The organism is Sphingomonas sp. Y38-1Y (genome assembly GCF_032391395.1).
Lineage (GTDB): Bacteria > Pseudomonadota > Alphaproteobacteria > Sphingomonadales > Sphingomonadaceae > Sphingomonas.
On sequence record NZ_CP135916.1, the window covers coordinates 1,021,556 to 1,045,071 of the forward strand.

The window sequence follows — 23,516 nt, forward strand, 5'->3', positions numbered from 1 at the left end:
CACGCAGGTCGGGGACCGCGGGGGACGGCCGGCATCGTCTATAGGGCCTCGCCGACGCGCTTGTCAGCCCCCGGCGGCGGCCGCGATCGCATGCGACAGCGCCGCGAGCGTGAAGGGCTTTCGGATCACCGAATCGTGGCCGAGCGCGTCGTCGTCCAGATCGCCGGCGAACCCGGTCATGAACAGGACGCGCAGGTCGGGGCGGTCGGTGCGGAGCGCCTGGACCAGCTCGGGCCCGGTCTGGCCGGGCATCAGCACGTCGGAAAGGATCAGGTCGACGCGCGGCATAGCGGCGATGGCGCGGGGCGCGTCTGCCGGATCGCCGCAGCCGACCGCACGATGACCGAGTTCGCCGAGCGCGGCGAGCACCGACTTGAGCACGCGCGCGTCATCCTCGACGACGAGGATGTCCAGACCGGTGCCGGGTTCGCTCGGGACGTCGGCGGGCTCGGCCGGCGCGGGGACGGCGGCGGCGTCCTGGAAGCGGGGCAGATAGAGCGTGACCGTCGTGCCCTCGCCGGGTGCCGACTCGATGGCGATCTCGCCGCCGAAGCGGCGCACGGTGCCGAACACCTGGCTGAGGCCGAGGCCGGTACCGCGCCCGACCGGCTTGGTGGTGAAGAAGGGCTCGAACACGCGCGCCTTGATCTCGGGCGTCATGCCGTGGCCGCTGTCGGTGACGGCAAAGGCGACATGCTCGCCCGCCGAACACCCGCCCACCTCCGCCGCCCCAAGCTTCACCGCCCGCGCGGTGAGCGTCAGCGTGCCGCGCCCTTCCATCGCGTCGCGCGCGTTGACGGCGAGGTTGAGGATCGCGTTTTCGAGCTGATGGCGGTCCGCCCACACGCACCAGCCCTGCGCCTCGTCGCGCGTCTCGATGCGGATCGCGTCGCCCAGCGTGCGGTCGAGCAGCGGGGTCATGCCGGCGATCAGCGCCGGCGGGTCGATCGCCTCCGGCGCGACGGGTTCGGCGCGGGCGAAGGCGAGCAGCTGGCGCGTGAGCGCGGCGGCACGCTGACCACCCTCTGCCGCAAGGTCGAGGTGGCGGGCGAGCGCCGGATCGGTGGCGGCGTGACGGCGCGCGAGCTCGATTCCGCCGAGCACGACGGCGAGCATGTTGTTGAAGTCATGGGCGATGCCGCCGGTCAGCTGGCCGATCGCCTCCATCTTCTGCGCCTGGCCGAGCTGTGCCTCCGCCGCCGCGCGCTCGGCCTGTTCGGCGCGCAGGCTTTCGGTCGCGGCGGCGACGGCGGCCTCGAGTTCGGCGGCGCGGGCGCGTTCCGCGTCGGCTTCGTCGGCGGCAGCGCGGCGCTCGGCGATCGCCTGGAGAAGATGCCAACCGACGAACAGGCCGATGGCGAGCAGCGCAATGCCAAGCGCGAGGAGAAAGCCCGCAAGCCGGTTCGATCGTGCGACCGTCGCGTCGAGCTCGATCGAGCGGGCATCGAGCAGCAGCCGCTCTGCCGCCATCGTCTGACCGAGCAGTTCGTCGATCCGGCGCAGCGATGCGCTGTCGCGGGCGTCGTAGAAGGCGGCGATCGCGCGATCGGGTTGGAGGTCCGCCGCGCCGGAAGCGATCGTCGCCAGTTCGCGTCCGCGCGCGTGATACGCCCGGTCGAGCGCCACGACCCGCGACCGCTGAAGCGCGTTGTCGCCCATCATCCGCGCGAGCAGGTCCATCTGGCGGCCGGCCGAAGCCCATTCGCGCGCGAACCGCACGCCCAGCTGCTTGTCACCGCTGATGACGAAGCGGCCGAGCGCCGCCTCCGCCTGAGACAGGTTTTCCCCCAGCGAGCGGGCGAGGATCATAACCTCGAAACTGTGCGAGCGGCGCTCGATCGCGCGGTCGCGGGCGGTGTTGGCGTCGACGACGGTGCGCACCAGCGCGAACGTCACCGCCATGCCGAGCACGAGGATCAGCGCGACCGCCCAGCCGCGCCAGTCGTCGTGCAGCCAGCGCGGGCGGCGGAGCCTTTCGTTCACGCCGCCCCCGCAGGTCAGCCGATCACGCCGACGGCGCGTCCGGCTTCGGCGAACATCGCGCTGATCGCCTCGATCTGCTCGGGCCGGTGCTCGGCACAGAGCGAGCAGCGAAGGAGGAAGGTGCCGGCCGGCGTCGCGGGCGGGCGGGCCATGTTGACGTAGAGGCCTGCCTCCAGAAGTGCCTGCCACATCATTACCGCCTGTTGCTGGTCGGTGAGGATGACGGCGATGATCGCGCTGTCGGCGTCCTCGGTGCCGAGCTTGAACCCGAGTGCCTTGAGGTTTGCGTGCAGCGTGCGGGCGTTGGTCCAAAGCCGCTCGCGCTTTTCCGTCGCGGTCATCAGCTTGGTGATGGAGGTCGCGGCGGTCGCGACCACCGACGGCGGCAGCGATGCGGTGAAGATGTACGGGCGGCAGGCGAGGCGCATCACCTCGAACTTGGGATGGTTCGAGACGCAGAAGCCGCCGACGGTGCCGACCGACTTGGAAAAGGTGCCGATGACGAAATCGATGTCGCGGCCGAGTTCCAGCCCCTGCGCCTCATAGACGCCGCGGCCATGCTCGCCGAAGAAGCCCATCGAGTGCGCCTCGTCGGAGAGCGTCATCGCGCCGTGCTTGCGCGCGACCGCGACCATCTGGTCGAGGGGGGCGATGTCGCCGAGCATCGAATAGACGCCCTCCAGCACGACGAGCTTGCCCGCTTCCTTGGGCAGGCGCCCGAGCCGCTTGTCGAGGTCCTCGACCGAATTGTGGCGGAAGCGGACGACCTCTGCATTGCCGAGCGCGCAGCCGTCGTAGATCGAGGCATGACTGTCGGCGTCGAGGATGATGTAGTCGCCCTTACCGGCGATGGTCGAAATGATGCCGAGATTGGCCTGGTAGCCGGTCGAGAACACCATCGCATGGTCGGCGCCGTAGAAGGCGCGCAGCGCGTCCTCAGCGGCGATATGGTCGCGGAAGGTGCCGTTGAGCATCCGGCTGCCGTTGGTACCGGATCCGAACGCGTCGAGCGCCGCCTTGCCCGCGGCGATCACGTCCGCATCGAAGGTCATGCCCATGTAATTGTAGGTGCCGGCGAGGATCGTTTCCTTGCCGCGGATCACCGCCTCGGTCGGCGAATGCACCTCGTCCATCACGATCGCGAACGGGTCGCGCACGCCGGTGGCGAGCAGCGCCTCACGCTCGGCGATCAGCGCGTCGAACTTGGAAAAGAGGTCGCGTTCGGCCGGGGCGGCTGGCGCTTCGGCGGGGAGTTCGTGGGCGGTGGCGGCGGCTTCGGTCATCGGTCTGCTTTCAACAATTCCGTTCGTGCTGAGTAGCCGCTGAGCCTGTCGAAGCGGCGTATCGAAGCATCCTTCGATACGGGCCTTCGCCTCCGCTCAGTCCCTACTCAGGACGAACGGTCTTTGGCTTAGTCCTGCTTCAGCTTCTGCACCGCGTCGACGAGCTGGCCGACGGTCTCGATCTCGGCCTGCATGTTCATGGTGATGAGGATGTCGAACTCGTCCTCGATCGCGGCGACGAAATCCATGACGGTTAGGCTGTCCCATTCGAGATCGCCGGCAAAGGTCGTCGCCTCGGTGAGCGCCACGCCCTTCTTGTTGAAGGGCTCGATCTGGGCGGCGACGGTGTCGAAAACGGCCTGGCGGTCGGACATTCGGGCTCTTTCTCAAGTCTCAGAGGCCGCATGTGACAGGGCAATGCGGCGGCTTTTCGGCGGGGCTTATAGCAAGCCGGCGGCGCGATACCACTCGGCGGTGGCGGCAAGGCCGGGCTCGGTCGCGATCGACGGGCGCCACAGCGCGGGCGGGGGGCGGCGATCGGCGCGGACGACCCAGTCGGGATGGCTGAAATAGGCGGCGCGGTCGGGGGTGAGCTTCGCCCGGTCACCCTGCACCGCGCGGGCGATGGACGCGGAGAGCATCAACAGCGCGCGCGGTGTCGAGAGCGGCAGGACGCGGCGCCCGACCGCGCGGCCGAGCGCGCGGGCAAAGTCGACATGCGACCAGCCCATCGGCGCCTCGTCATCCACCTCGAACACGCCCGCGGCGTCGCTGCCGGCGAGCGCGAGGAGCAGGTCGGCGAGGTCGTCGACATGAATCGTCGAGAAGCGGCCGGGCGGGGGGAGGGGAACGACGCCCTTCTTTGCCAGCCGGAACAGCTCCAGCATCTCGAGGTCGCCGGGGCCGTAGATGGCGGGCGGCCGCACGATCGCGGCGTTCGGCAGCGCCGCGGCGACGCGCGCCTCGCCCTCCGCCTTCGACCAGCCATAGGTGGAGAGCGCGGGCTCCCGCGCCGAGAGCGAGGAGACGTGGACGAAGCGGGGCGTGCCGGCGGCTTGCGCGGCGGCGATCACCGCCTCTGTGCCGGTGACGTTGCCGGCGACGAAGCCGGCGCGGTCGGGCGCGTTGACGACGCCGGCGACGTGGATGACAACGTCCGCGCCTTCGACGAGCGATGCGAGCGCCGCCGGCTTGTCGAGCGCTCCGGCGATCCAGGTGACGCCTTCGCGGTCCGGCTGGTTGCGGCGGGTGAGAGCGCGGATGGTGTGGCCCACCCCGAGCGCGCGATCGATCAGGCGCTTGCCGACGAACCCCGTGCCGCCGGTAATTGCGATTACGCTCAAAGCAGCGCCATGTGGTTGCGATGGACAAGCGCGGAGCGCGGCGCATAGCCGAGCAACGCCTCATGCTCGTCGCTGCGCCGACCGACGATCAGCGCGGCATCGGCATCGCCATATTCGGCGAGGCCGCGCGCGACGGGGCGGCCATCGGGGCCGGACAGCACGACGAGATCGCCGCGCGCAAAACGCCCTTCGACCCGCGTGGCGCCTGCCGCCAGCAGGCTGCGCCCCGACCGGAGCGCGTCGCAGGCGCCGGCATCGACCTGGATCGTGCCGCGCGCCGTCAGCCCGCCGCGCAGCCATGCTTTGCGCGCCGGCGCGCCGCTCGGGGCCACGAACAGCGTGCCGCGACCGCTCTCGGCGAAGCGGGCGAGCGCGTGGTCGCCATGCCCGCTGGCGATGGCGAGGTGGGCGCCCGCCGCGACGGCGATCCGCGCCGCCTCGACCTTGGCGACCATGCCGCCCGATCCCATGCCGGAGGCAGAGTGGCGATCAGCCATGTGCTCGACCGAGGCGACGTGCTCGACGCGCGGGATCAGCGTCGCCGCGGGATCGGTCGCGGGATTGGCGGTATAGAGCCCGTCGACATCGGACAGCAGGATCACCCCCTGCGCCATCGCCGCCCCCGCGACGCGCGCGGCAAGGCGGTCGTTGTCGCCGAAGCGGATCTCTTCGGTCGCGACCGAGTCATTCTCGTTGATGATCGGCACGACGCCCAGCTTGAGCAACCGGTCGAGCGTCGCCGCGGCGTTGAGATAGCGCCGCCGCTCCTCCAGATCGTCGAGCGTCAGCAGCATCTGCGCCGCGGTCAGACCATGATCGTGGAGCAGCCCCGCCCAGACGCCCGCGAGCGCGATCTGCCCGGTCGCCGCTGCCGCCTGTGCGTCCTCGAGACTTGCCCGCCCACCCTTGGCCAGGCCCAGTCGCCGCGCACCGAGCGCGATCGCGCCGGACGAGACGACCGCGACCTGCTGTCCCGCCGTCACCCGTGCGGCAATGTCCGCGACCAGGCTCGCCAGCCAGTCGCGCCGCACCGCGCCCGCGGGATCGACGAGCAGTGCCGAGCCGACCTTGACCACCAACCGCGGACAGGCGGCGGGGGCGAACGGAGCGGCGGCGTCGGCGGAAGCGGTCAGATCGGCGACCATTCCTTCGGCTCCCCGGGCTCGGCCTCTTCATCCTCGCGCATCTCGGCGTAGGTCGTGACTTCGGCCGGGCCGATCGTCTCGATCAGCCGATCGAGCACCGCCTCGACACCGACGCCGGTCGCGCCCGACATGGGGAGGACGAGCGCACCGCCCGACGCTTCCTCGAGCTCCGCCGAGATCGCGGCGATCAGCTCCTCGTCCAGCAGGTCGCACTTGTTGAGCGCGATCACCTCGGGCTTGTCCTCCAGCCCGCCGCCATAGGCCTCGATCTCCTCACGGACGATGCGGTACGCCTCCGCCACATCCTCGCCATTGGCGTCGATCAGGTGGAGGAGCACGCGGCACCGCTCGATATGGCCGAGGAAGCGGTCGCCGATGCCGGCGCCTTCCGCCGCGCCCTCAATCAGGCCGGGGATGTCGGCGAGCACGAACTCGCGGTTCTTGTGGCTGACGACGCCGAGCTGCGGCCGCGTGGTCGTGAAGGCATATTCGCCGACCTTGGCCGTCGCGTTGGTCACGGTGTTGAGGAAGGTCGACTTGCCCGCATTGGGCAGGCCGAGCAGCCCTGCATCGGCCAGCAGCTTCAGCCGCAGCCACACATAGGCCTCGGCACCCGGCCAGCCGGTGCCGTGCTGGCGCGGCGTGCGGTTGGTCGACGTCTTGTAGCTGGCATTGCCGCGCCCGCCGTCCCCGCCGCGTAGGAACATGACGCGCTGACCGACATAGGTGAGATCGGCGAGCAGCGTGCGCTCCTCGTCGTCGGCCAGCACCTGCGTGCCCACCGGCACCTTGATGACCAGGTCCTGGCCGCCCGCGCCGGTGCGGTTCGAACCCGCGCCGCCCTTGCCGCGCTCCGCCCGGAAATGCTGGGTGTAGCGGAAGTCGATCAGCGTGTTGAGGCCGGCAACCGCCTCGAAGATGATGTCGCCGCCCTTGCCGCCGTCGCCGCCATCGGGGCCGCCATATTCGACATATTTCTCGCGCCGGAACCCGACGGCGCCGCCGCCGCCATGCCCGGAGCGGACATAGATCTTGGCCTGGTCTAGGAAATGCATGGCCGCCCGTTAGCGCAAAGGGGGCGGGGCGTCACCCTTTCGCGAGCCCGGGGTTGTCCAACCGGGCCAAAGGGGCCATGTTGTGGGTGCTATAGTCGCAAATCGACGGTTCTCGCTTTGCGGCGCTTTCCTTCTTTCCCTGCTGACCGGCAACCGGTCCCGCGACACGCGCGGGCGAACAGAAAGGAAATCCACATGGCCATCACCGGCACCGTCAAGTTCTTCAACATGGACAAGGGCTATGGCTTCATTGCGCCCGACAATGGCGGCAACGACGCCTTCGTCCACATCAGCGCGGTCGAGCGGTCGGGCATGGTGACGCTGCAGCAGGACCAGCGCGTCACCTATGAGCTCGAAGAGGATCGCCGCGGCAAGATGGCGGCGGTCAACCTGAACGCGGCCGACTGACCTAATCCTCGCGTGCGGCGGCGATCGTCGCCGCACGCGCCCCATACCGATAGGAGGCACCATGGCCGACGACGCCACGACTTTTCGCGATCGCGCGACCCAGGCTCGCGCCGATGCCGCCAACACCAGCCTCCAGAACGTCCGCGAACGCTGCGAGCGGTCCGCCGCGACGTGGGAAGCGATGGCGGTCCGCGCCGAACGCGTCGCGCACGAGCGGGCGATGAAGGTGGCGGCCCAGTCCTGACGCGCTGAGCCGCATCCGGCTTCTACCGTCTTCGTCATCCCGGACTTGATCCGGGATGACGCTTCTTCCTTTTACGATTGCCAAGAAAGCGGGACCCCGGATCAAGTCCGGGGCGACGAGAACGCTTGACCTCTGTCCGTTCAGCCCTGCGACCGCACCAGCGCCCCGAGGGCCAGCCGGCGCGCCGTGTCGCGCGGCAGGCCCAGCGCCCGCGTCATCGACCCGCCCAGCAGCGCATCGCCGAGCGCCAGCAGCACCAGGTGCAGCGTGTCGGCATGGATCGGCTTGTCCGGCCGTGCGACGTCGGCGAGTTCGTCGACCAGCCGGTGAATCGCTTCCAAGATCGGGTCGAGTGCATCCTCGTTGCCGGTCAGGATCATCCAGCTCGCCAGCGCGCCCGCGCCCTCGATATCGAAGGCGTCGAAGGTGAGGTCGACGACCTCGCGCGGCTCCTGTTCGCCCGCGCGCGCGCGGAGCGCCGCTTCGCCGATCTTGGCGGTGATGGCGTCGGCCATGCTGCCTGCCAGCGCCTTTTGCAGCCCGGATGCCGAGCCGAAATGATGGAGCAGGTTGGCGTGGGTACGGCCGATTCGCGTCGCCACTGCCTTCAGCGTCACCGCCTGCGGCCCCGCCTCGATCAAAAGGTCGCGCGCGGCCTGGAGCGCGGTATCGCGTGAGGCTTCGGGGGACAGGCGGCGGCGGGCGACTATTGACATTGGTGTAAGTAAACTCCAGCTTCGCGGCAATCTGGAGGATAATGATGGCGAACGCAAAGACCCCCGCCGACCTCACCATCACGCCGCGGGATCGCCGCTTCGGGCGCGAGCGGCGGCCCGACCGCTGGTGGCTGAACGGCGACCCGATCGCCACCGCCTTCTACAACGCGCTTTCGGTCACATTTCCGAAGGGCGAGGCCTTCTTCGTCGACAGCGTGCGCAAGTTCCGCGACGGCACCCCGCCGCGCCTTGCCGCCGAGATCCAGGCGTTCGTGAAGCAGGAGGTCATCCACACGCGCGAGCATGTCGCGTTCAACCGGCACGTGATCGACCAGGGATACGACACCTCGCGCCTCGAAAAGCGCGTCGATGACGAGATCGCGCTGACCCGCGACAAGCCGCCGATCGGCTCACTCGCGGCGACGATGTGCCTCGAGCATTTCACCGCGATCCTCGCGCACGAGCTCGTCGCCAATCCGCGTCACCTGGCGGGCGGGGATGGCGAGGCGGCCGCGCTGTGGCGCTGGCACGCGATCGAGGAGATCGAGCACAAGGGCGTCGCGTACGACACCTGGCTCCACGCGACGCGCGACTGGCCGCGGTTCCGACGCTGGTGGATCAAGACGCTCGTGATGCTGACCGTCACGCGCAAGTTCCTGGTCGGCCGGTGGATCGGGATGCTCGACCTGCTCGAACAGGACGGGCTGACCGGCTGGCGCGTGAAGGTGCGGGTGCTCCGCTATGCGCTGGGGCGGCCGGGGATGGCGCGCAAGGTGATGGGGGCGTGGCTCGCCTTCTTCTTGCCGGGCTTCCACCCCTGGAACCATGACGACCGCGAGCTGATCGGCGTGGTCGACAGCGAGTTCGCGATGGCGCGGGTGGCGTAAACCTTCTCCCCCTGAGGGAGAAGGATACCGCAGCTTGGTCGCGAAGCGACTTAGCGGAGGTTGGATGAGGGGTGGCGAGCCGAAGGCTCGCGTGGCCGCAAGTGCGACCACTTACCCCTCACCCAGCTACGACTAGGCCCGCGCGAAGTGCGCGGACCAAGTCTCCGCAACCCTCTCCGCCAGCGGGGGAGAGGGAGGTGGTTAAAGCTTTCCGCTGTGCAGATTTTCGAGATGCTTCAGATGCTCGGTGATCTGGCCCTTCGCCAGCATCGCGACGTGGCGCATGTCCGGGTTGCGGCCCGACGCCAGGTAGCGCTCCTGCACCTGGAGGAGCTTGCGGTGGCCGTCGGTTTGCGCCGCGATGTACGCCGTCTCGAACGCGCGGCCGGTGGCGGCGTTGAGGCGGGCCATGATCGCGCGCGCCTCGGCATCGGGCGGGGGCGGGGCCATGCCGGTCGCCTCGCGAAGGATCTGCGCGATCGTCGTCTGCTCGGCGACCTCGAACGTCGCGAAGTCGCGCACGGGGCCGTTCGCCTTGCGCTGCGCAAGCTCGCTCGACTGAAGCGCGAGGCTGCCGATGCGCAGCGTCTCCATCGCATGCTCGCGCTCCGGCCCGCCGGCCGGTGCCTGTGCAAAGGCGAGGGCCGGCATGCTCGCCACGCAGACCGCGCCCATCACCAATGTCTGTGCCAATTGCCGCCTGTTCATCGCATCGCTCCTGACAGCCGCCCCGCACCGCCCAACGATACTTAGTGACTGTAGTTGCGACGTTTTTTCCGTTACGCGGCGAGCGCTCTGGGTTGCTGCCGCAGGTCAATGACATGCATCAGGCAATCGACCTCTTGGCCGCGTGCGACCGAGTAACGACGGCGGATTTCTCCGGTCGGACGAAAGCCGATCCGCTCGAGCACGCGCCCCGAGGCGGCATTGCCGACATAATGGCCGGACACCAGCGACTCGATGCCAAAGCTGGCCGACAGCGACGCGACAAAGGCGCTGGCCGCCTCGCGCATCAGGCCGCGGCCCCAGGCGGCGGGGGTCAGCCAATAGCCGAGCTCGCGCGCGCCATGTTCGTCGCGGTGCACGCCGATGCCGCCGATCACCGGCGCACCTTCAGCCCGCCGGTCGACGATCAGGAGCCGCGGCTCGTCGATCACCTCGGGCAGCGAGAGGACGCCGCGCGCATCGTCGATGGTGTAGGGCCAGGGCGCGCGCGCGAGCATGGCCACGACACGCTCATGCGCGATCGCATGGGCAAGGGCGGGCGCATCCTCGGCCCAGCCGGGACGCAGCGTCAGCCGTTCGGTCAGCACGAACATGGGTCAGCTCTCCTCGTGTCGCGCGCACCGGGCGGGTGCGGGCGGGGGCGAGGGGAGCAAGAAAAAAGGGAGCCGGGGCGGACCCGTCTCCCTTCCTCTGGCTGGTTCCGAAACCGGAACCCGGGTCTGCCCGCGTTGGGCAACCCGGCCGGTTACCCGATTATTCGGCGGCTTCCGCCATCGGCTGGACCGCACAGAAGGTGCGGCCGAGGCGACCACGCGAAAACGCGACCTGACCCTCGGTCAGCGCGAACAGCGTGTGGTCCTTGCCGATGCCGACGTTCGGCCCCGGATAGTATTTCGTGCCGCGCTGGCGGATGATGATGTTGCCCGGAATGACGTGCTCGCCACCGAACTTCTTCACGCCAAGGCGCTTGCTCTCCGAATCGCGGCCGTTGCGCGACGAGCCGCCAGCTTTCTTATGTGCCATTGTCTGGGTCTCCTTCCGCTACGAATCAGGCCGCGTCGCCGATCGACACGATCTTCAGGATCGTGTGATTCTGGCGGTGGCCGTTCTTGCGGCGATAATTGTGACGGCGGCGCTTCTTGAAGACGATGACCTTCTCGCCCTTCGCCTGCGCGACGATCTCGGCAGCGACGGTCAGGCCGGCGACCGACTTGAGGTCGGCGCCTTCGCCCGCGAGCAGGACGTCGTCCAGCGTGACCGAATCACCGGCCTCGCCGCCGAGCTTCTCGACGACGATCTTGTCTCCAGCGGCAACGCGATACTGCTTGCCGCCCGTGCGCACGACTGCGAACATGGCCCTAAATCTCTTCCAGCAATACGATATCCCGCACCGACACCATGGCCGTGCGAGAGGGAAGGCGTCCGTTATGCGGGTGAGGTGATTCTGTCAACTGGTGTTGGGGTCATCGCCGACGCGACAAACTCAGTGCCGGTGGACGGGCTTCAGCCTGTAGCGGTTGCCGGCGACATGGTCGAACAGGCCATCGATCGCGGGATGCTCGACCGGCTCCTCGCTCTCGTCCTCGATCAGGTTCTGCTGGCTGACATAGGCGACATAGCTCGATTCGCCGTTCTCCGCGAGCAGGTGGTAGAAGGGCTGGTCCTTGCGCGGGCGCACCGCCTCCGGGATCGCTTCGTACCATTCCTCGCTGTTGGCGAAGACGGGATCGATGTCGAACACCACGCCGCGAAAATCGAACAGCCGGTGCCGCACCACGTCGCCCACGTTGAAGCGCGCATGCGCGACCGCGGGAAGGGCGACATCGGGGTCGAGAGGCAGGGTATTCGTATCGAGGCGATCCATCCCCCAAACTTAATGTCGTTTCGCGCCTGCACAAGCTGGGGCTTGCGGACCTCTTCGCATTGAGCTAACCGCCCCGCCTCCGACCGACAGGCCGTTCGCGGCCACAGGGGACCTCTGCGGAGAGGTGGCAGAGTTGGTCGATTGTACCGCACTCGAAATGCGGCGTACCCGCGAGGGTACCGTGGGTTCGAATCCCACCCTCTCCGCCACCCCGCCGCTGGCAATCCGGCCGCGGCCCGACTAACGGACCGACATGAGCGAGACGATTTCGACGGGCGCCGCGCGCCTGGAGCGGCGCATGGCGCGCGGATGCGAGTTTCTGGGGTCGGAGGTCGCGATCCTGTGCGGCGCGATGTCATGGGTGAGCGAGCGCAACCTGGTCGCCGCGATCTCGAACGCGGGCGGGTTCGGCGTGATCGCGTGCGGCGCGATGAGCCCCGAACTGCTCGACAAGGAAATCGCCGCCACGCGGGAGCGGACCGAGCGGCCGTTCGGCGTCAACCTCATCACCATGCACCCGCAATTGTTCGAGCTGATCGAGGTGTGCGGGCGCCACCGCGTCGGCCATGTCGTACTTGCCGGCGGGCTGCCGCCCAAGGGCGCGCTGGAGGCGATCAAGGCGACGGGGGCAAAGGTCGTGGCGTTCGCACCGGCGCTCAGCCTGGCCAAGAAGCTCGTCCGATCGGGCGTGGATGCGCTGGTGATCGAGGGGATGGAGGCCGGCGGTCACATCGGCCCGGTGTCGACCAGCGTGCTCGCGCAGGAGATCCTGCCCGAGGTCGCCAGCGACGTGCCGGTGTTCGTCGCGGGCGGCATCGGCCGCGGCGAGGCGATCGCCGGCTATCTCGACATGGGCGCGGCGGGCGTCCAGCTCGGCACGCGCTTCGTCTGCGCCACCGAATCGATCGCGCACCCCAATTTCAAGCGCGCCTTCATCCGCGCCTCGGCGCGCGACGCGGTGGCGAGCGTGCAGGTGGATGCACGGCTTCCGGTCATTCCCGTCCGCGCGCTCAAGAATTCGGGGACCGAGCTCTTCACCGCCAAGCAGCGGGAGGTCGCCGCCAGCCTGGATGGCGGCGCGGTCGAGATGGCGGAGGCGCAGCTCCAGATCGAGCATTATTGGGCCGGCGCGCTGCGCCGTGCGGTGATCGACGGCGATGTCGAGCATGGCAGCCTGATGGCCGGCCAGTCGGTCGGCATGGTGACCAAGGAAGAGCCCGTCGCCGACATCATCGCCGCGCTGATGGGCGAGGCGGCGGCGGCGCTGGAGAAGCGCGCCGCCTGACGCCTCAGCTCGGGTCGCCCTCGCGGATCGCGTCGATGAAGGCGCGGAGCGTCGCGGGGACGTGGCGGTGGCTGGCGTAATAGAGGCACCCGCCCGGAAACGGCGGTGACCAGTCCTCCAGCAGCAGCACGAGCCGCCCGGCATCGAGCGGTTCGCGGGCATAGGCCTCGGGAACGAAGGCGATGCCGAGGCCCTGTTCCGCCGCCTCGACCATCAAGGCGCTGTTGTCGAGGATGAGCGTGCCGGGCACCTCGAGCGCGATCTCGCGCCCGGCACGCTCGAACTCCCAGCGATAGGGACGGCCGCTCGGCAGGCGCTGGCGGATGCAGGGATGGTCGGCGAGGTCGGCGGGCGCCCGCGGCCGGCCGTATCGCTCGACATGCGCAGGCGCGGCGACGGCGAGGAAGCGCGTCGTCCCGCCGAACGGCACTGCGATCATGTCCTGCGGCACCGCCTCCAGCAGGCGCACGCCCGCATCGAACCCTTCGGCGACGATGTCGACCAGCCGTCCTTCGGTGACGAGATCGAGCGTGACGCGCGGGTGGCGCGCGGCGAAGATTGGCACCGCGTGGCGCAGCAGCCAGCGGGCGCCGCCCTCATTGGCATTGATGCGGAGCGTCCCGGTGAGTTCGCCTGCGGGCCGGCCGGCTTCGGCGAGCGCCGCATCGAGATCGCCGAGCAGCGGCGCGATCCGCGCGAGCAGCGCCTCGCCCGCCTCGGTCGGCGCGACGCTGCGCGTGGTGCGGTGGAGCAGGCGGATGTCCAGCCGCCGTTCGAGCGAACGCAGCGCATGGCTGAGCGCCGAGCGCGAGGTGCCGATCTCCTCGGCCGCGCGGCGGAAGCTGCGATATTGTGCCACCGCGGCGAAGGCGCGCAGGTCAGACAGGCTGACGTCGTTCATTGGTGAGCAGTCCTCACGGGCTCATGCCGATTGCGCCGGATTATCACATCAGTCCGAACCGCTAAATGGAGCGTCGAGGGAGACGCAGCATGAAGACCTGGTTCATCACCGGCGCATCATCGGGCCTGGGCCTGACAATGACCCGAAAGCTTCTGGAACGCGGCGACCGTGTGATCGCGAGCGCGCGGCGGTTGCAGCCGCTGGAGGTGCTGGCCGCCGAGCATGGCGAACGGCTGATGCTCGCCAGCTTCGACGTGACCGACACGGCGGCGATGCGGCGGGAGGTCGAACGCGTGTTCGCGGCGGCCGGGCGGATCGACGTGGTCGTCAGCAATGCCGGCTACGGGCTGTTCGGCGCGGTCGAGGAAGTGAGCGACGCACAAATCGACCGCCAGATCGCGACCAACCTGACCGCCTCGATCCAGCTGATCCGTGCGGTGATCCCACATCTTCGCGAGCAGGGTGGCGGCCGCATCCTCCAGGTGTCGTCCGAAGGCGGGCAGATCGCCTATCCCAATTTCGGCCTCTACCATGCGAGCAAATGGGGCATCGAAGGCTTTGTCGAAACGGCGGCGCAGGAGGTCGCGCCGTTCGGGATCAGCATGACCCTGATCGAACCCGGCCCGACCGCCACAGCCTTTGCCGAGGGCCTCGACCGCGCGCCGGAAAATCCCGTCTATGACGCGACACCCGCGGGCGCGGTGCGACAGGCGCTGGCGGCGGGCGCGTTCGCGATCCGCGGCGACGCCGATCGCACCGTCGACGCGATGATCGCGGCGGGCGACGCGGCAGAGCCGGCACTCCGCGTCGCGCTCGGCAGCACGGCGTACGAGCATATCGAGGCGGCGTTGGAGGGGCGGCTGGCCGAGCTCAGGGCGCAGCGGGACGTCGCCTATTCGGCCGATGCTGACTGAATGGTCTGGCTGCTTCGCCGTCGGAGGGCTAGACTGAAGCCTGGCCTCCTTCGACGGCATCGGAGCCATGATGGACCTGCTTGCATTGACGATGTTGATCGCTGGCGTCTCACCGGCTCAGGACTTCGACGCGGTGACGGCGGCACCCGCCAGTCACCGTGTCCTGCTGGAGGACGCGAAGGTTCGCGTGTTGCGGGTCGAGGTGGCGCCGGGCGCGACCGAGCCCGTTCACGATCACCGCTGGCCGAGCATCATGATCTTCGAGCAGCCCCAGCCGATCACCTATATCGAATACAGGCTGGTCGACGGCCGCCTCGTGGAGACCCGGCGCGTCGATGCGCCTGCGCTCAAGGCCGATCAGACCGTGCGCGGGGAGGCCGAAGGGCTTCATGCAGTGCTGAACCGAGGATCTGCCCCCTTCGTCGCGCGATCCGCGTCGAGTTCAAGGATGTGGGTCGCTAGAGGTCGGCCCCACCTCTTAACCTCATCTTAGCCATATCGGGCGACTCTCTCCCCGCCTCGTCCAGGGAGTCGACCGATGCTGCGTACCCGCTTCGCCCTTGCCCTGCTGCCACTTGCGCTTGCCGGTTGCGGCAAGTCGAAGACTGCGGTGGTCGCCGCGCCGCCCCCTGCACCGGTTGCGGTGGTCGAGCGGCCGATGCCGCGCCCGCCGATGGGCGCTGCCGCGAACCTGACGCTGCCGATCGCGGGGCCGGACGGCGCGTTCGCCACGCCCAACCGCAACCTGTCGGCGATCGCCGCGCAATGGCATCTGCGCGCCGCGCTCAACGTCGCGGTGCTCCAGTGCGTCCGCGCGGGCGACCCGATGGAGGCGCAGTATAACGGCTTCCTCGCGACGCATAAGAAGGCGATGACGCGCGCGCATGACGGGCTGAAGGCCGAATATCGCACGCGCTTCGGAGCCGAGTGGCAGGACCGCTTCGACGACGACATGACGCGGCTCTACAATTTCTATGCGCAGCCGCCCGCACGCGCCGCCTTCTGCGCCGCCGCCCAGCCGCTGATCGCCGCCGCCGCCGCGACGCCGGCCGGGGCGCTCGACGAGTTCGCCGCGACCGCGCTCCAGTCGCTCGATGTGCCCTTCACCGATTTCTATCGCGCCTATGCCGACTATCGCGCCGATCTGGCCGCCTGGCAGACCGACCGGACGCAGCCGGCGCCAGGCCAGATTGCGCCCGTCCAGATCGCGGCGGTGCAGCCGGTGCCGCTCACCCGCGCGCCGGTGCTGACGGTCGCGCGCGACCTGTTGATGGCCGACACCGGCGTGACCGGCGGCGATTGAGCGGCGCGGGCGCTTTAGCCCGCCCGCGCGATCTGTTACCCGGGGGGTCATGCCGACCTCTGCCGCCGCTGCCGCCCGCGAGATCCTCGTCCGCCTTCACGAGGTGATGGCCGCGCGATCGGGCGCCCAGGCCAAGCTCAACGCCGTCGTCAACATCATCGGCGAGGCGCTGGATAGCGAGGTCTGCTCGATCTACCTGCTGCGCGAAGGCGTGCTGGAGCTCTTCGCGACCCGCGGCCTGGATGAGCGCGCGGTGCACGTCACCAAGCTGGCGCCGGGCGAGGGCCTGGTCGGCACGATCGCCAAGAATGTCGAGACGCTGAACCTGGATGAGGCGGCGACGCATCCCGACTTCGCCTATCGCCCCGAAACCGGCGAGGACCGCTTTCACAGCTTCGCCGGCGTGCCGATCATCCGGCGCGAGCGCGCGGTGGGCGTGCTGGCGGTCCAGCATGTCGATCCGCGCCGCTATGCCGATGTCGAGATCGAGGCGCTTCAGACCGTCGCGATGGTGCTGTCGGAACTGATCGCCAATGCCGGGCTGATCGACACCGCCGGCGCCTCCTCCGCCCGCCCGCAGCCGACGACGACGCAACGGATCGAGGGCTTTCGCCTGGTCGACGGCATGGCGAGCGGCGTCGCGGTCTTTCACCAGCCGCGCGTCGTCATCGAGCATGTCGTCGCCGAGGATGTGGAGGCCGAGCGCCACCGCGTCTATGCCGCGTTCGACAAGATGCGCGACCAGATCGAGCGCTTTGCCAGCCAGGCCGAATTCGGCGTCGGCGGCGAGCATGACGAGGTGCTCGAGACGTACAAGATGTTCGCCTATGACGAGGGCTGGGCACGGCGCATCAACGAGGCGATCGACAGCGGCCTGACCGCGGAGGCGGCGATCGAGCGCGTGCAGCAGCGCACGCGGATGCGGATGCGCGAGATCGACGATCCGCTGCTGCGCGACCGCATGCACGATCTGGAGGACCTGTCGAACCGGCTGCTGCGGATCGTCGCGGGGCAGCTCGGTACCGCGGCGCAGATGGGGCTTCGTCAGGACACGATCCTGATCGCTCGCAACCTGGGGCCGGCCGAGCTTCTCGAATATGACCGTCGCCGGTTGAAGGGCGTGGTGCTGGAGGAAGGGTCGCTGACTGCGCACGTCACGATCGTCGCGCGGGCGATGGGCGTGCCGGTGCTGGGCCGCGTGCGCGACGTGAAGCGATTTATTGGGGAGGGCGACCGCCTGCTCCTGGACGTGACGTCGGAGGCGGTGCTCGCGCGTCCCACGGCGGCGATCGAGGAGGCGTTCGAGGCCAAGCTCGCCGCCAGCCAGAAACGCCGCGCGGCGTTCGCGGCGCTCAAGACCGAGCCGCCAGTGACCAGGGACGGGCATCGGGTCACGCTGATGGTCAATGCCGGGCTGCGCGACGACGTCGCCGCGCTCGACCTGACCGGCGCAGACGGCATCGGCCTGTTCCGCACCGAGTTCCAGTTCCTCGTGTCCGCGACCCTGCCCGCGCGCGAGCGCCAGCAGCGGCTCTATCGCGACGTGCTGGAGGCGGCGGGCGACCGGCCGGTCGTGTTCCGCACCGTCGATATCGGCGGGGACAAGGCGCTTCCCTATCTCGACCATGACGAGGATCATCTCGAGGAGAACCCCGCGATGGGCTGGCGCGCGCTGCGGTTGGCGCTGGAGCGGGAGGGGTTGATGAAGGCGCAGGCGCGCGCGCTGCTGGAGGCGGCGTCGGGGCGCACGCTCAACGTCATGTTCCCGATGGTCAGCGAGCCCTGGGAATTCGATGCCGCACAGGCCCTGTTCGAGGCGCAGCGCAGCTGGCTCGCCTCGCGCGGGCGCAAGCTGCCGAACGAGGTTCGCTACGGCGCGATGCTGGAGGTGCCGGCGCTGGCCGAGGTGCTCGACCTGCTGCTCCCCAAGCTCGACTTCCTGTCGATTGGCACCAACGACCTGACGCAGTTCCTGTTTGCCGCCGACCGCGCCCACCCCAAGCTGGCGATGCGATACGACTGGCTGTCGGTGCCGATCCTGCGCTTCCTTCGCCGCGTCGTCGTGCCGGCGCGCGCCGCGAACAAGCCCGTCGCGGTCTGCGGCGAGATGGGCGGGCGCCCGCTGGAGGCGATGGCGCTGCTCGGGCTCGGCATCGAGCGGCTGTCGATCACCCCGGCCGCAGTCGGCCCGGTCAAGGCGATGGTGCGAACCCTCGATCTCGCCAGGCTGCGGGACGACATCGCCGCGATGCTCGACACGCCATCGGAACCGCTGCGTCCGAAGCTCGAAGCCTGGGCGGCGGTGAACGGCGTCGAGCTCGCCTGACTTTTTTCAAGCGGTTCGCCGCGCCGCACTCGATTGATCTAAATTGTCGGGTTAAAGGCTGACGCGACGCGAAAAATCTGGGTCGTCACCATGCGTCGGAGAGAATGATGGTCGATGAAGCCGCCGGTTCCCCTGCTCCTCAGGGCCGTGAGCGCGTAGGCGATCGCCTTCGCGCCGCGCGCGAGGCGGCCGGGCTGACGCTGGCGGACGTCGGCCAGCGCACGCGCATCCCGCTTCGCCACCTGGAGGCAATCGAGACCTCGACCTATGGCTCGCTGCCGTCGATCACCTATGCGATGGGGTTCGTCCGCGCCTATGCCCGCACGGTGGGTGCCGACGAGGTATCGCTTGCCGGCGACCTGCGCGGCGAGCTGTCGACCACCTGGGCGCCCAAGGCGCGGCACGAGCCCTATGCGCTGGCCGAGCCCGCGCGGCTGCCCCCTCGTGGACTGGCGCTGGCGGGCGTATTCGTCGCGGTGCTGATCCTGGCGGGCGTGGCGCTGTGGTACGGCACCTCGATCTTCCGCGGTGAGGAAGCGCCGCAGGTCGCCGCGGTGCCCGTCGATGCATCGCCCGTGCAGCCCGCCGCCGTGCCGCAGCCGGCGCCGACACCCACCGGCGGCCAGGTCCGCCTGACTGCGACGGATGAGGTGTGGGTCCGCGTCTATGACGCCGCCAACGACACGCTCCTTATCAAGACGATGCAGAAGGGCGAGACGTTCGACGTGCCCGCGAACGCCAACCGTCCGCAGATCAACGTCGGCCGCCCCGACAAGCTGGCGATCACCATCGATGGTCAGGCGGTGCCCGCGCTCGGCACCGGCGAGCGGCCGATCAAGGATGTCGGCATCAGCGCCGACGCGCTGCGCGCAAGGGCTGCGCCTGCAGGCGCTTAAGGGTGGCGACAGCTTGGCGGGTTCATTAAGGATATCGCCGAAACCGTCACCGGGGGGTGCGAGAAGCCGATGATCCGTCCGTTCCTGATCCTGTTGTCCTGCGGCGCCGCCGCGATTTCCGCATCCGCCGCTGCGCAGGATGGCGTGACCCAGCGCGTCGATCGGCTGGAGCGCGAGATGCGCGCCGTCCAGCGCAAGGTCTTTCCCGGTGGCAATGGCCAGCTGATCGAGCCGCAGATCACCGCGCCGCAATCGCAGGCCGCCACGCCCGGCGTGCCCGCGACCAGCGCGGTCGCCGACCTGACCGCGCGCGTCAGCTCGCTCGAATCGCAGCTGTCCAGCCTGACCGGCCAGATCGAGCAGAATCAGTACCAGCTCCGCCAGCTGCAGCAGGCGTTCGAGGCGTATCGCAAGTCGACCGATGCCAAGCTGGCCGCCGGCGTCGCCCCGCCGCCGGTCATCTCCGATGCGGCGCCGCCGCCGCGCGACGTCGCGGCCGCGGGCGACACGCGCGACGCCCCGCCGCCGCGCATCACCGTGCCCGCCACCGGCGGCAACCGCGCCGCCCAGGTCGCGGCTGTGGCGAAGCCGTCGAGCGGGGATGCGGGCGAGGATGCCTATACCTATGGCTATCGCCTGTGGCAGGCGAAGCTCTATCCGGAGGCGGCGACGGCGCTGAAGAAGATGGTCGCCGACTATCCGCAGCATCGCCGCGCGAGCTTTGCGCAGAACCTCCTCGGCCGCGCCTATCTGGACGATGGCAAGCCGAGTCTCGCGTCGATCGCCTTCTACGACAACTACAAGAAAATGCCCGACGGCGAGCGGGCGCCCGACAGCCTCCTCTATCTCGGCCAGTCGCTCGTCCAGCTCAAGAAGCCGGCCGATGCGTGCAAGGTCTATGACGAGCTTGGCGAGGTTTACGGCGACCGCATCTCCGCGGCGATGAAGGCCGACGTGGCCAGGGCGCGTACCGCTGCCAAGTGCAAGTGACGCGCTGAACCCGGCATGGGTCGAGCGGTTTCGCGCCGACCTGTCGCAATTGATCGATGTCGAGCGTGACACGCTGCTGGTCGCCGTCTCCGGCGGCGGCGACAGCCTGGCGCTGATGCTGCTCGCGCAGGCGCTGCTGGGGAAGCGCTGCGTCGCGGCGACGGTCGATCATGGGCTCCGGCCCGAAGCCGCAGGCGAGGCGGCGTTCGTCGCGGGGATCGCGGCGGAGCGCGGCATCGCGCACGCGACGCTGACCGGCGAGCTGCCGGCGAGGGCGGGGCGCACGGCCAACGTGTCGGCTCGGGCGCGGGCGCTGCGATATGCGCTGCTCGAGGCGGAGCGGGCGCGGGTGGGCGCGGCGGCGATCGCGACGGCACACCATGCCGACGATCAGGTCGAGACGATGGTGATGCGGCTCAATCGCGGGTCAGGTCTGGCGGGGCTTGCCGGGATTCGCGCGCGCACCGGGCACATCGTCCGGCCGTTGCTCGGTTGGCGGCGAGCCGAGCTGGCAGCCGTGGTCGCTGCGCTGGGAATCGCGCCGGTCGCGGACCCCTCCAACACCGACGATCGCTTCGATCGCGCGCGGCTGCGCAAGGAACTCGCGGTGATGCCCTCGCTCGATCCCGGCGGCTGGCAGGCGAGCGCCAAGGCGCTGGGCGATGTCGAGGAAGCGCTCGCCTTCGCCGCCGAGCGGCTCATTGCCGAGCAGGTGACGACCGAGGCGGGCGGCGTTCGCCTGGCAGCGCGGGACCTGCCGTTCGAACTTGGGCGCCGACTCGTCCTGCTGTGCCTTCAGCGCATCGATCCGGCGATCGAGCCGCGCGGCGGCGAGGTGGCGGCGATGGTGAGTTCCTTGTCCGGGGGACGCCCGGCGACGCTCGGCGATGTACTCGTGCGGGTCGGCCGCGACGGTTCCTGGGTGTTTTCGAAGGCACCGCCCCGGCGATCATCCTGATCGTCCCCATTCCGCCGACCGATCACACTGATCGGCGCTGTTCCATTGCCATTAACCTGGCTTCGCCTATCTTGTCGGGTGAGAAGAGGTGACTCCATTCCATGAACGATAACGACAAGCAGCAGGACCCGGGCAACGGCGGCGGCGGCAATCCGTGGATGCGCAGCCTGATGATCTGGGTCGGCATCCTTCTGGCGCTGGCGCTGTTCGTGCAGATGTTCGGCGAACGCTCGGGTCAGGCGGCGGGGAACAGCATTCCCTATTCGACCTTCCTCGATCGGGTCGAGGAGGGCCAGGTCCGCCAGGTCAACGTCGCGCCCGACACGATCACGGGCGAGCTGACCAACAGCGAGCGGTTCCGGACGAACACGCCCAACGATCCGCAGCTGATTCAGCGCCTGCGCGACCGCGGCGTCATCATCAATGCGCGGCCCCAGGAAGGGCCGAACATTTGGATGGTGCTGCTCTACAACTCGCTACCGTTTCTGCTCTTCCTCGGGATCGCCTTCTTCGTCCTGCGCCAGATGCAGAAGGGTGGCGGCGGTGGCGGCGCGATGGGCTTCGGCAAGTCGCGCGCCAAGCTGCTGACGCAGAAGGAAGGCAAGGTCACCTTCGACGACGTCGCCGGCATCGACGAGGCACGCGAGGAGCTGGAGGAAGTCGTCGAGTTCCTGAAGGATCCGACCAAGTTCGCGCGGCTGGGCGGCAAGATCCCGAAGGGCGCGCTGCTGGTCGGTTCGCCCGGTACCGGCAAGACGCTGCTCGCCCGCGCGATCGCGGGTGAGGCGGGCGTGCCGTTCTTCACCATCTCGGGTTCGGACTTCGTCGAGATGTTCGTCGGCGTCGGCGCCAGCCGCGTGCGCGACATGTTCGAGCAGGCCAAGAAGTCGGCGCCGTGCATCGTCTTCATCGACGAGATCGACGCGGTCGGCCGCCATCGCGGTGCGGGTTTGGGCAACGGCAACGACGAGCGCGAGCAGACGCTCAACCAGCTGCTGGTCGAGATGGACGGGTTCGAGGCCAACGAGGGCATCATCATCGTCGCGGCGACCAACCGCCCCGACGTGCTCGATCCCGCGCTGCTGCGTCCGGGCCGCTTCGACCGCCAGGTCGTGGTGCCGCGCCCCGACATCGAGGGCCGGATCAAGATCCTTCAGGTCCACATGAAGAAGGTGCCGCTGGCGCCCGACGTCGATGCGCGGGTGATCGCGCGCGGCACGCCGGGCTTCTCGGGCGCCGACCTTGCCAACCTGGTCAACGAAGCCGCGCTGATGGCGGCGCGCAAGGCCAAGCGCCTGGTCGCCATGCAGGAATTCGAGGAAGCCAAGGACAAGGTCATGATGGGCGCCGAGCGCCGGTCGATGGTCATGACCGACGACGAGAAGCGCATGACCGCCTATCACGAGGCGGGCCACGCGATCGTCAGCATCCACGAGCCGGCGTCCGACCCGATCCACAAGGCGACGATCATCCCGCGCGGCCGTGCGCTGGGCATGGTGATGCGCCTGCCGGAGCGGGACAGCTACTCGTACCATCGCGACAAGATGTACGCGAACCTGGCGGTGGCGATGGGCGGCCGCGTCGCCGAGGAGATCATCTTCGGCTATGACAAGGTCTCGTCGGGCGCGTCGGGGGACATCCAGTACGCGACGGGGCTTGCCCGCGACATGATCACCAAATGGGGCATGTCGGACAAGGTCGGCCCGGTCGAATATGCGCAGCCCGAGGGCGAGAGCTTCCTCGGCTATTCGGCGGCGCAGCCGCGGCACATGTCGAACGAGACCGCGCAGCTGATCGACGCGGAGATCCGTTCGACCGTTGAGGGCGGGCTGAGCAAGGCGCGTCAGGTGCTGACCGACCATATCGACCAGCTCCACACGCTGGCGGGCGCGCTGCTCGAGTATGAGACGCTATCGGGCGACGAGATCAAGCGTCTGATCGCCGGCGAGGACCTCGATCGTCCCGATCCGGGTGCGGGCCTGAAGCCGGTGGCCGCGGCGGGAACGTCGATCCCCAAGACGCGCCGGCCCAAGGGTCCGTTCGGGTCGCCGCAACCGGCCTGAGGCGCTCAACTCTGAATACCGAAACCCCGTCGCAGCGATGCGGCGGGGTTTTTGGTTTGGAGGGGGCGGCTCTCGGCTCTCGCCTTCGTGGGACCGCGTATGTGAGCCCGTCCGATGCTTTCTCCTCCTTGTTCCCCGGCGAAGGCCGGGGTCCAGCTGGGAACGCCGTCGTGGTTGAGCACAGCGCGTCACTGAGCCGCCTCCCAACTGGACCCCGGCCTTCGCC

The 23,516-nt window shown here is 69.2% G+C and carries 25 protein-coding genes and 1 tRNA gene; 13 read left to right on the forward strand and 13 right to left on the reverse strand.

Features of this window, described 5'->3' with window-relative positions:
* Positions 1 to 63: 63 nt before the first annotated feature.
* From RS883_RS04745 to obgE, 6 genes are all read right to left on the reverse strand, one after another.
* Positions 64 to 1,983, reverse strand: coding sequence for an ATP-binding protein (locus RS883_RS04745; RefSeq protein ID WP_315763185.1), 1,920 nt, complete (start codon positions 1,981 to 1,983; stop codon positions 64 to 66).
* Positions 1,984 to 1,997: 14 nt separating this feature from the next.
* Positions 1,998 to 3,266 carry a serine palmitoyltransferase gene (spt, locus tag RS883_RS04750; RefSeq protein ID WP_315763187.1) on the reverse strand — a complete coding sequence of 423 codons (1,269 nt, stop codon included), beginning with the start codon at positions 3,264 to 3,266 and terminating at the stop codon, positions 1,998 to 2,000.
* A 128-nt stretch (positions 3,267 to 3,394) separates the two neighbouring features.
* Positions 3,395 to 3,640 carry an acyl carrier protein gene (locus RS883_RS04755; RefSeq protein ID WP_096342328.1) on the reverse strand — a complete coding sequence of 82 codons (246 nt, stop codon included), beginning with the start codon at positions 3,638 to 3,640 and terminating at the stop codon, positions 3,395 to 3,397.
* Positions 3,641 to 3,706: 66 nt separating this feature from the next.
* Positions 3,707 to 4,609 carry an NAD-dependent epimerase/dehydratase family protein gene (locus tag RS883_RS04760; RefSeq protein WP_315763191.1) on the reverse strand — a complete coding sequence of 301 codons (903 nt, stop codon included), beginning with the start codon at positions 4,607 to 4,609 and terminating at the stop codon, positions 3,707 to 3,709.
* Entirely contained in the window at positions 4,606 to 5,754 is a 1,149-nt protein-coding gene (gene proB, locus RS883_RS04765; RefSeq protein ID WP_315763193.1) for a glutamate 5-kinase, read from the reverse strand. Before proB ends, RS883_RS04760 begins: the two co-directional genes overlap by 4 nt.
* Complete coding sequence (obgE, locus tag RS883_RS04770) at positions 5,739 to 6,809, reverse strand: GTPase ObgE (RefSeq protein ID WP_315763195.1); 1,071 nt, start codon at positions 6,807 to 6,809, stop codon at positions 5,739 to 5,741. The genes proB and obgE overlap by 16 nt, the downstream gene beginning before the upstream one ends.
* Before the next feature lie 195 nt (positions 6,810 to 7,004).
* On the opposite strand from obgE, the gene RS883_RS04775 reads away from it, so the two are divergent.
* Positions 7,005 to 7,217, forward strand: a complete 213-nt coding sequence (locus RS883_RS04775; RefSeq protein ID WP_315763197.1) for a cold-shock protein — start codon at positions 7,005 to 7,007, stop codon at positions 7,215 to 7,217.
* A gap of 61 nt (positions 7,218 to 7,278) precedes the next feature.
* The gene (locus tag RS883_RS04780) at positions 7,279 to 7,461 is read left to right on the forward strand and encodes a hypothetical protein (protein ID WP_315763199.1); all 183 of its coding nucleotides are present in this window, start codon (positions 7,279 to 7,281) and stop codon (positions 7,459 to 7,461) included.
* A 140-nt stretch (positions 7,462 to 7,601) separates the two neighbouring features.
* Here the strand turns inward: RS883_RS04780 and RS883_RS04785 are convergent, their stop codons facing one another.
* Positions 7,602 to 8,177 (reverse strand): TetR/AcrR family transcriptional regulator, encoded by a 576-nt coding sequence (locus RS883_RS04785; RefSeq protein WP_315763201.1) that lies wholly within the window; start codon positions 8,175 to 8,177, stop codon positions 7,602 to 7,604.
* A gap of 44 nt (positions 8,178 to 8,221) precedes the next feature.
* Here RS883_RS04785 and RS883_RS04790 point away from each other — a divergent pair, with 44 nt between their 5' ends.
* Positions 8,222 to 9,064, forward strand: coding sequence for a metal-dependent hydrolase (locus tag RS883_RS04790; RefSeq protein ID WP_315763203.1), 843 nt, complete (start codon positions 8,222 to 8,224; stop codon positions 9,062 to 9,064).
* A gap of 201 nt (positions 9,065 to 9,265) precedes the next feature.
* Here the strand turns inward: RS883_RS04790 and RS883_RS04795 are convergent, their stop codons facing one another.
* The 5 genes from RS883_RS04795 to hspQ form a co-directional block, all read right to left on the reverse strand.
* Positions 9,266 to 9,772 (reverse strand): DUF4142 domain-containing protein, encoded by a 507-nt coding sequence (locus tag RS883_RS04795; protein ID WP_315763205.1) that lies wholly within the window; start codon positions 9,770 to 9,772, stop codon positions 9,266 to 9,268.
* A gap of 71 nt (positions 9,773 to 9,843) precedes the next feature.
* On the reverse strand, positions 9,844 to 10,383 hold the full coding sequence (locus RS883_RS04800; protein WP_315763206.1) for a GNAT family protein: 540 nt from the start codon (positions 10,381 to 10,383) through the stop codon (positions 9,844 to 9,846).
* Between the two features lie 160 nt (positions 10,384 to 10,543).
* Complete coding sequence (gene rpmA / locus RS883_RS04805) at positions 10,544 to 10,813, reverse strand: 50S ribosomal protein L27 (protein ID WP_184024261.1); 270 nt, start codon at positions 10,811 to 10,813, stop codon at positions 10,544 to 10,546.
* Positions 10,814 to 10,838: 25 nt separating this feature from the next.
* Positions 10,839 to 11,144, reverse strand: coding sequence for a 50S ribosomal protein L21 (gene rplU / locus RS883_RS04810; protein ID WP_315763208.1), 306 nt, complete (start codon positions 11,142 to 11,144; stop codon positions 10,839 to 10,841).
* Positions 11,145 to 11,273: 129 nt separating this feature from the next.
* Positions 11,274 to 11,654, reverse strand: coding sequence for a heat shock protein HspQ (hspQ, locus tag RS883_RS04815; RefSeq protein WP_315763210.1), 381 nt, complete (start codon positions 11,652 to 11,654; stop codon positions 11,274 to 11,276).
* Between the two features lie 118 nt (positions 11,655 to 11,772).
* Here hspQ and RS883_RS04820 point away from each other — a divergent pair.
* A tRNA-Ser gene (locus tag RS883_RS04820) sits at positions 11,773 to 11,863 on the forward strand.
* A gap of 44 nt (positions 11,864 to 11,907) precedes the next feature.
* A complete protein-coding gene (locus tag RS883_RS04825; protein WP_315763212.1) occupies positions 11,908 to 12,939 on the forward strand; it encodes an NAD(P)H-dependent flavin oxidoreductase in 1,032 nt (343 codons plus the stop codon).
* Between the two features lie 4 nt (positions 12,940 to 12,943).
* Here the strand turns inward: RS883_RS04825 and RS883_RS04830 are convergent, their stop codons facing one another.
* Positions 12,944 to 13,840: a LysR family transcriptional regulator gene (locus RS883_RS04830; RefSeq protein WP_315763214.1), complete on the reverse strand. Its 897-nt coding sequence runs from the start codon at positions 13,838 to 13,840 to the stop codon at positions 12,944 to 12,946.
* An 89-nt stretch (positions 13,841 to 13,929) separates the two neighbouring features.
* Here RS883_RS04830 and RS883_RS04835 point away from each other — a divergent pair, with 89 nt between their 5' ends.
* The 8 genes from RS883_RS04835 (at position 13,930) to ftsH (ending at position 23,290) form a co-directional block, all read left to right on the forward strand.
* Positions 13,930 to 14,754: an SDR family oxidoreductase gene (locus RS883_RS04835; RefSeq protein WP_315763216.1), complete on the forward strand. Its 825-nt coding sequence runs from the start codon at positions 13,930 to 13,932 to the stop codon at positions 14,752 to 14,754.
* A 67-nt stretch (positions 14,755 to 14,821) separates the two neighbouring features.
* On the forward strand, positions 14,822 to 15,247 hold the full coding sequence (locus tag RS883_RS04840; protein ID WP_315763218.1) for a hypothetical protein: 426 nt from the start codon (positions 14,822 to 14,824) through the stop codon (positions 15,245 to 15,247).
* 45 nt (positions 15,248 to 15,292) lie between these two features.
* Positions 15,293 to 16,057, forward strand: coding sequence for a hypothetical protein (locus tag RS883_RS04845; protein ID WP_315763220.1), 765 nt, complete (start codon positions 15,293 to 15,295; stop codon positions 16,055 to 16,057).
* 49 nt (positions 16,058 to 16,106) lie between these two features.
* Positions 16,107 to 18,383 (forward strand): phosphoenolpyruvate--protein phosphotransferase, encoded by a 2,277-nt coding sequence (gene ptsP, locus RS883_RS04850; protein ID WP_315763223.1) that lies wholly within the window; start codon positions 16,107 to 16,109, stop codon positions 18,381 to 18,383.
* Between the two features lie 107 nt (positions 18,384 to 18,490).
* Positions 18,491 to 19,279: a helix-turn-helix domain-containing protein gene (locus tag RS883_RS04855; protein ID WP_315763225.1), complete on the forward strand. Its 789-nt coding sequence runs from the start codon at positions 18,491 to 18,493 to the stop codon at positions 19,277 to 19,279.
* 69 nt (positions 19,280 to 19,348) lie between these two features.
* Positions 19,349 to 20,269 carry a hypothetical protein gene (locus tag RS883_RS04860; RefSeq protein ID WP_315763228.1) on the forward strand — a complete coding sequence of 307 codons (921 nt, stop codon included), beginning with the start codon at positions 19,349 to 19,351 and terminating at the stop codon, positions 20,267 to 20,269.
* Between the two features lie 49 nt (positions 20,270 to 20,318).
* A complete protein-coding gene (gene tilS, locus RS883_RS04865; protein ID WP_315763231.1) occupies positions 20,319 to 21,227 on the forward strand; it encodes a tRNA lysidine(34) synthetase TilS in 909 nt (302 codons plus the stop codon).
* 101 nt (positions 21,228 to 21,328) lie between these two features.
* The gene (gene ftsH, locus RS883_RS04870; RefSeq protein ID WP_315763233.1) at positions 21,329 to 23,290 is read left to right on the forward strand and encodes an ATP-dependent zinc metalloprotease FtsH; all 1,962 of its coding nucleotides are present in this window, start codon (positions 21,329 to 21,331) and stop codon (positions 23,288 to 23,290) included.
* Positions 23,291 to 23,516: the final 226 nt, after the last annotated feature.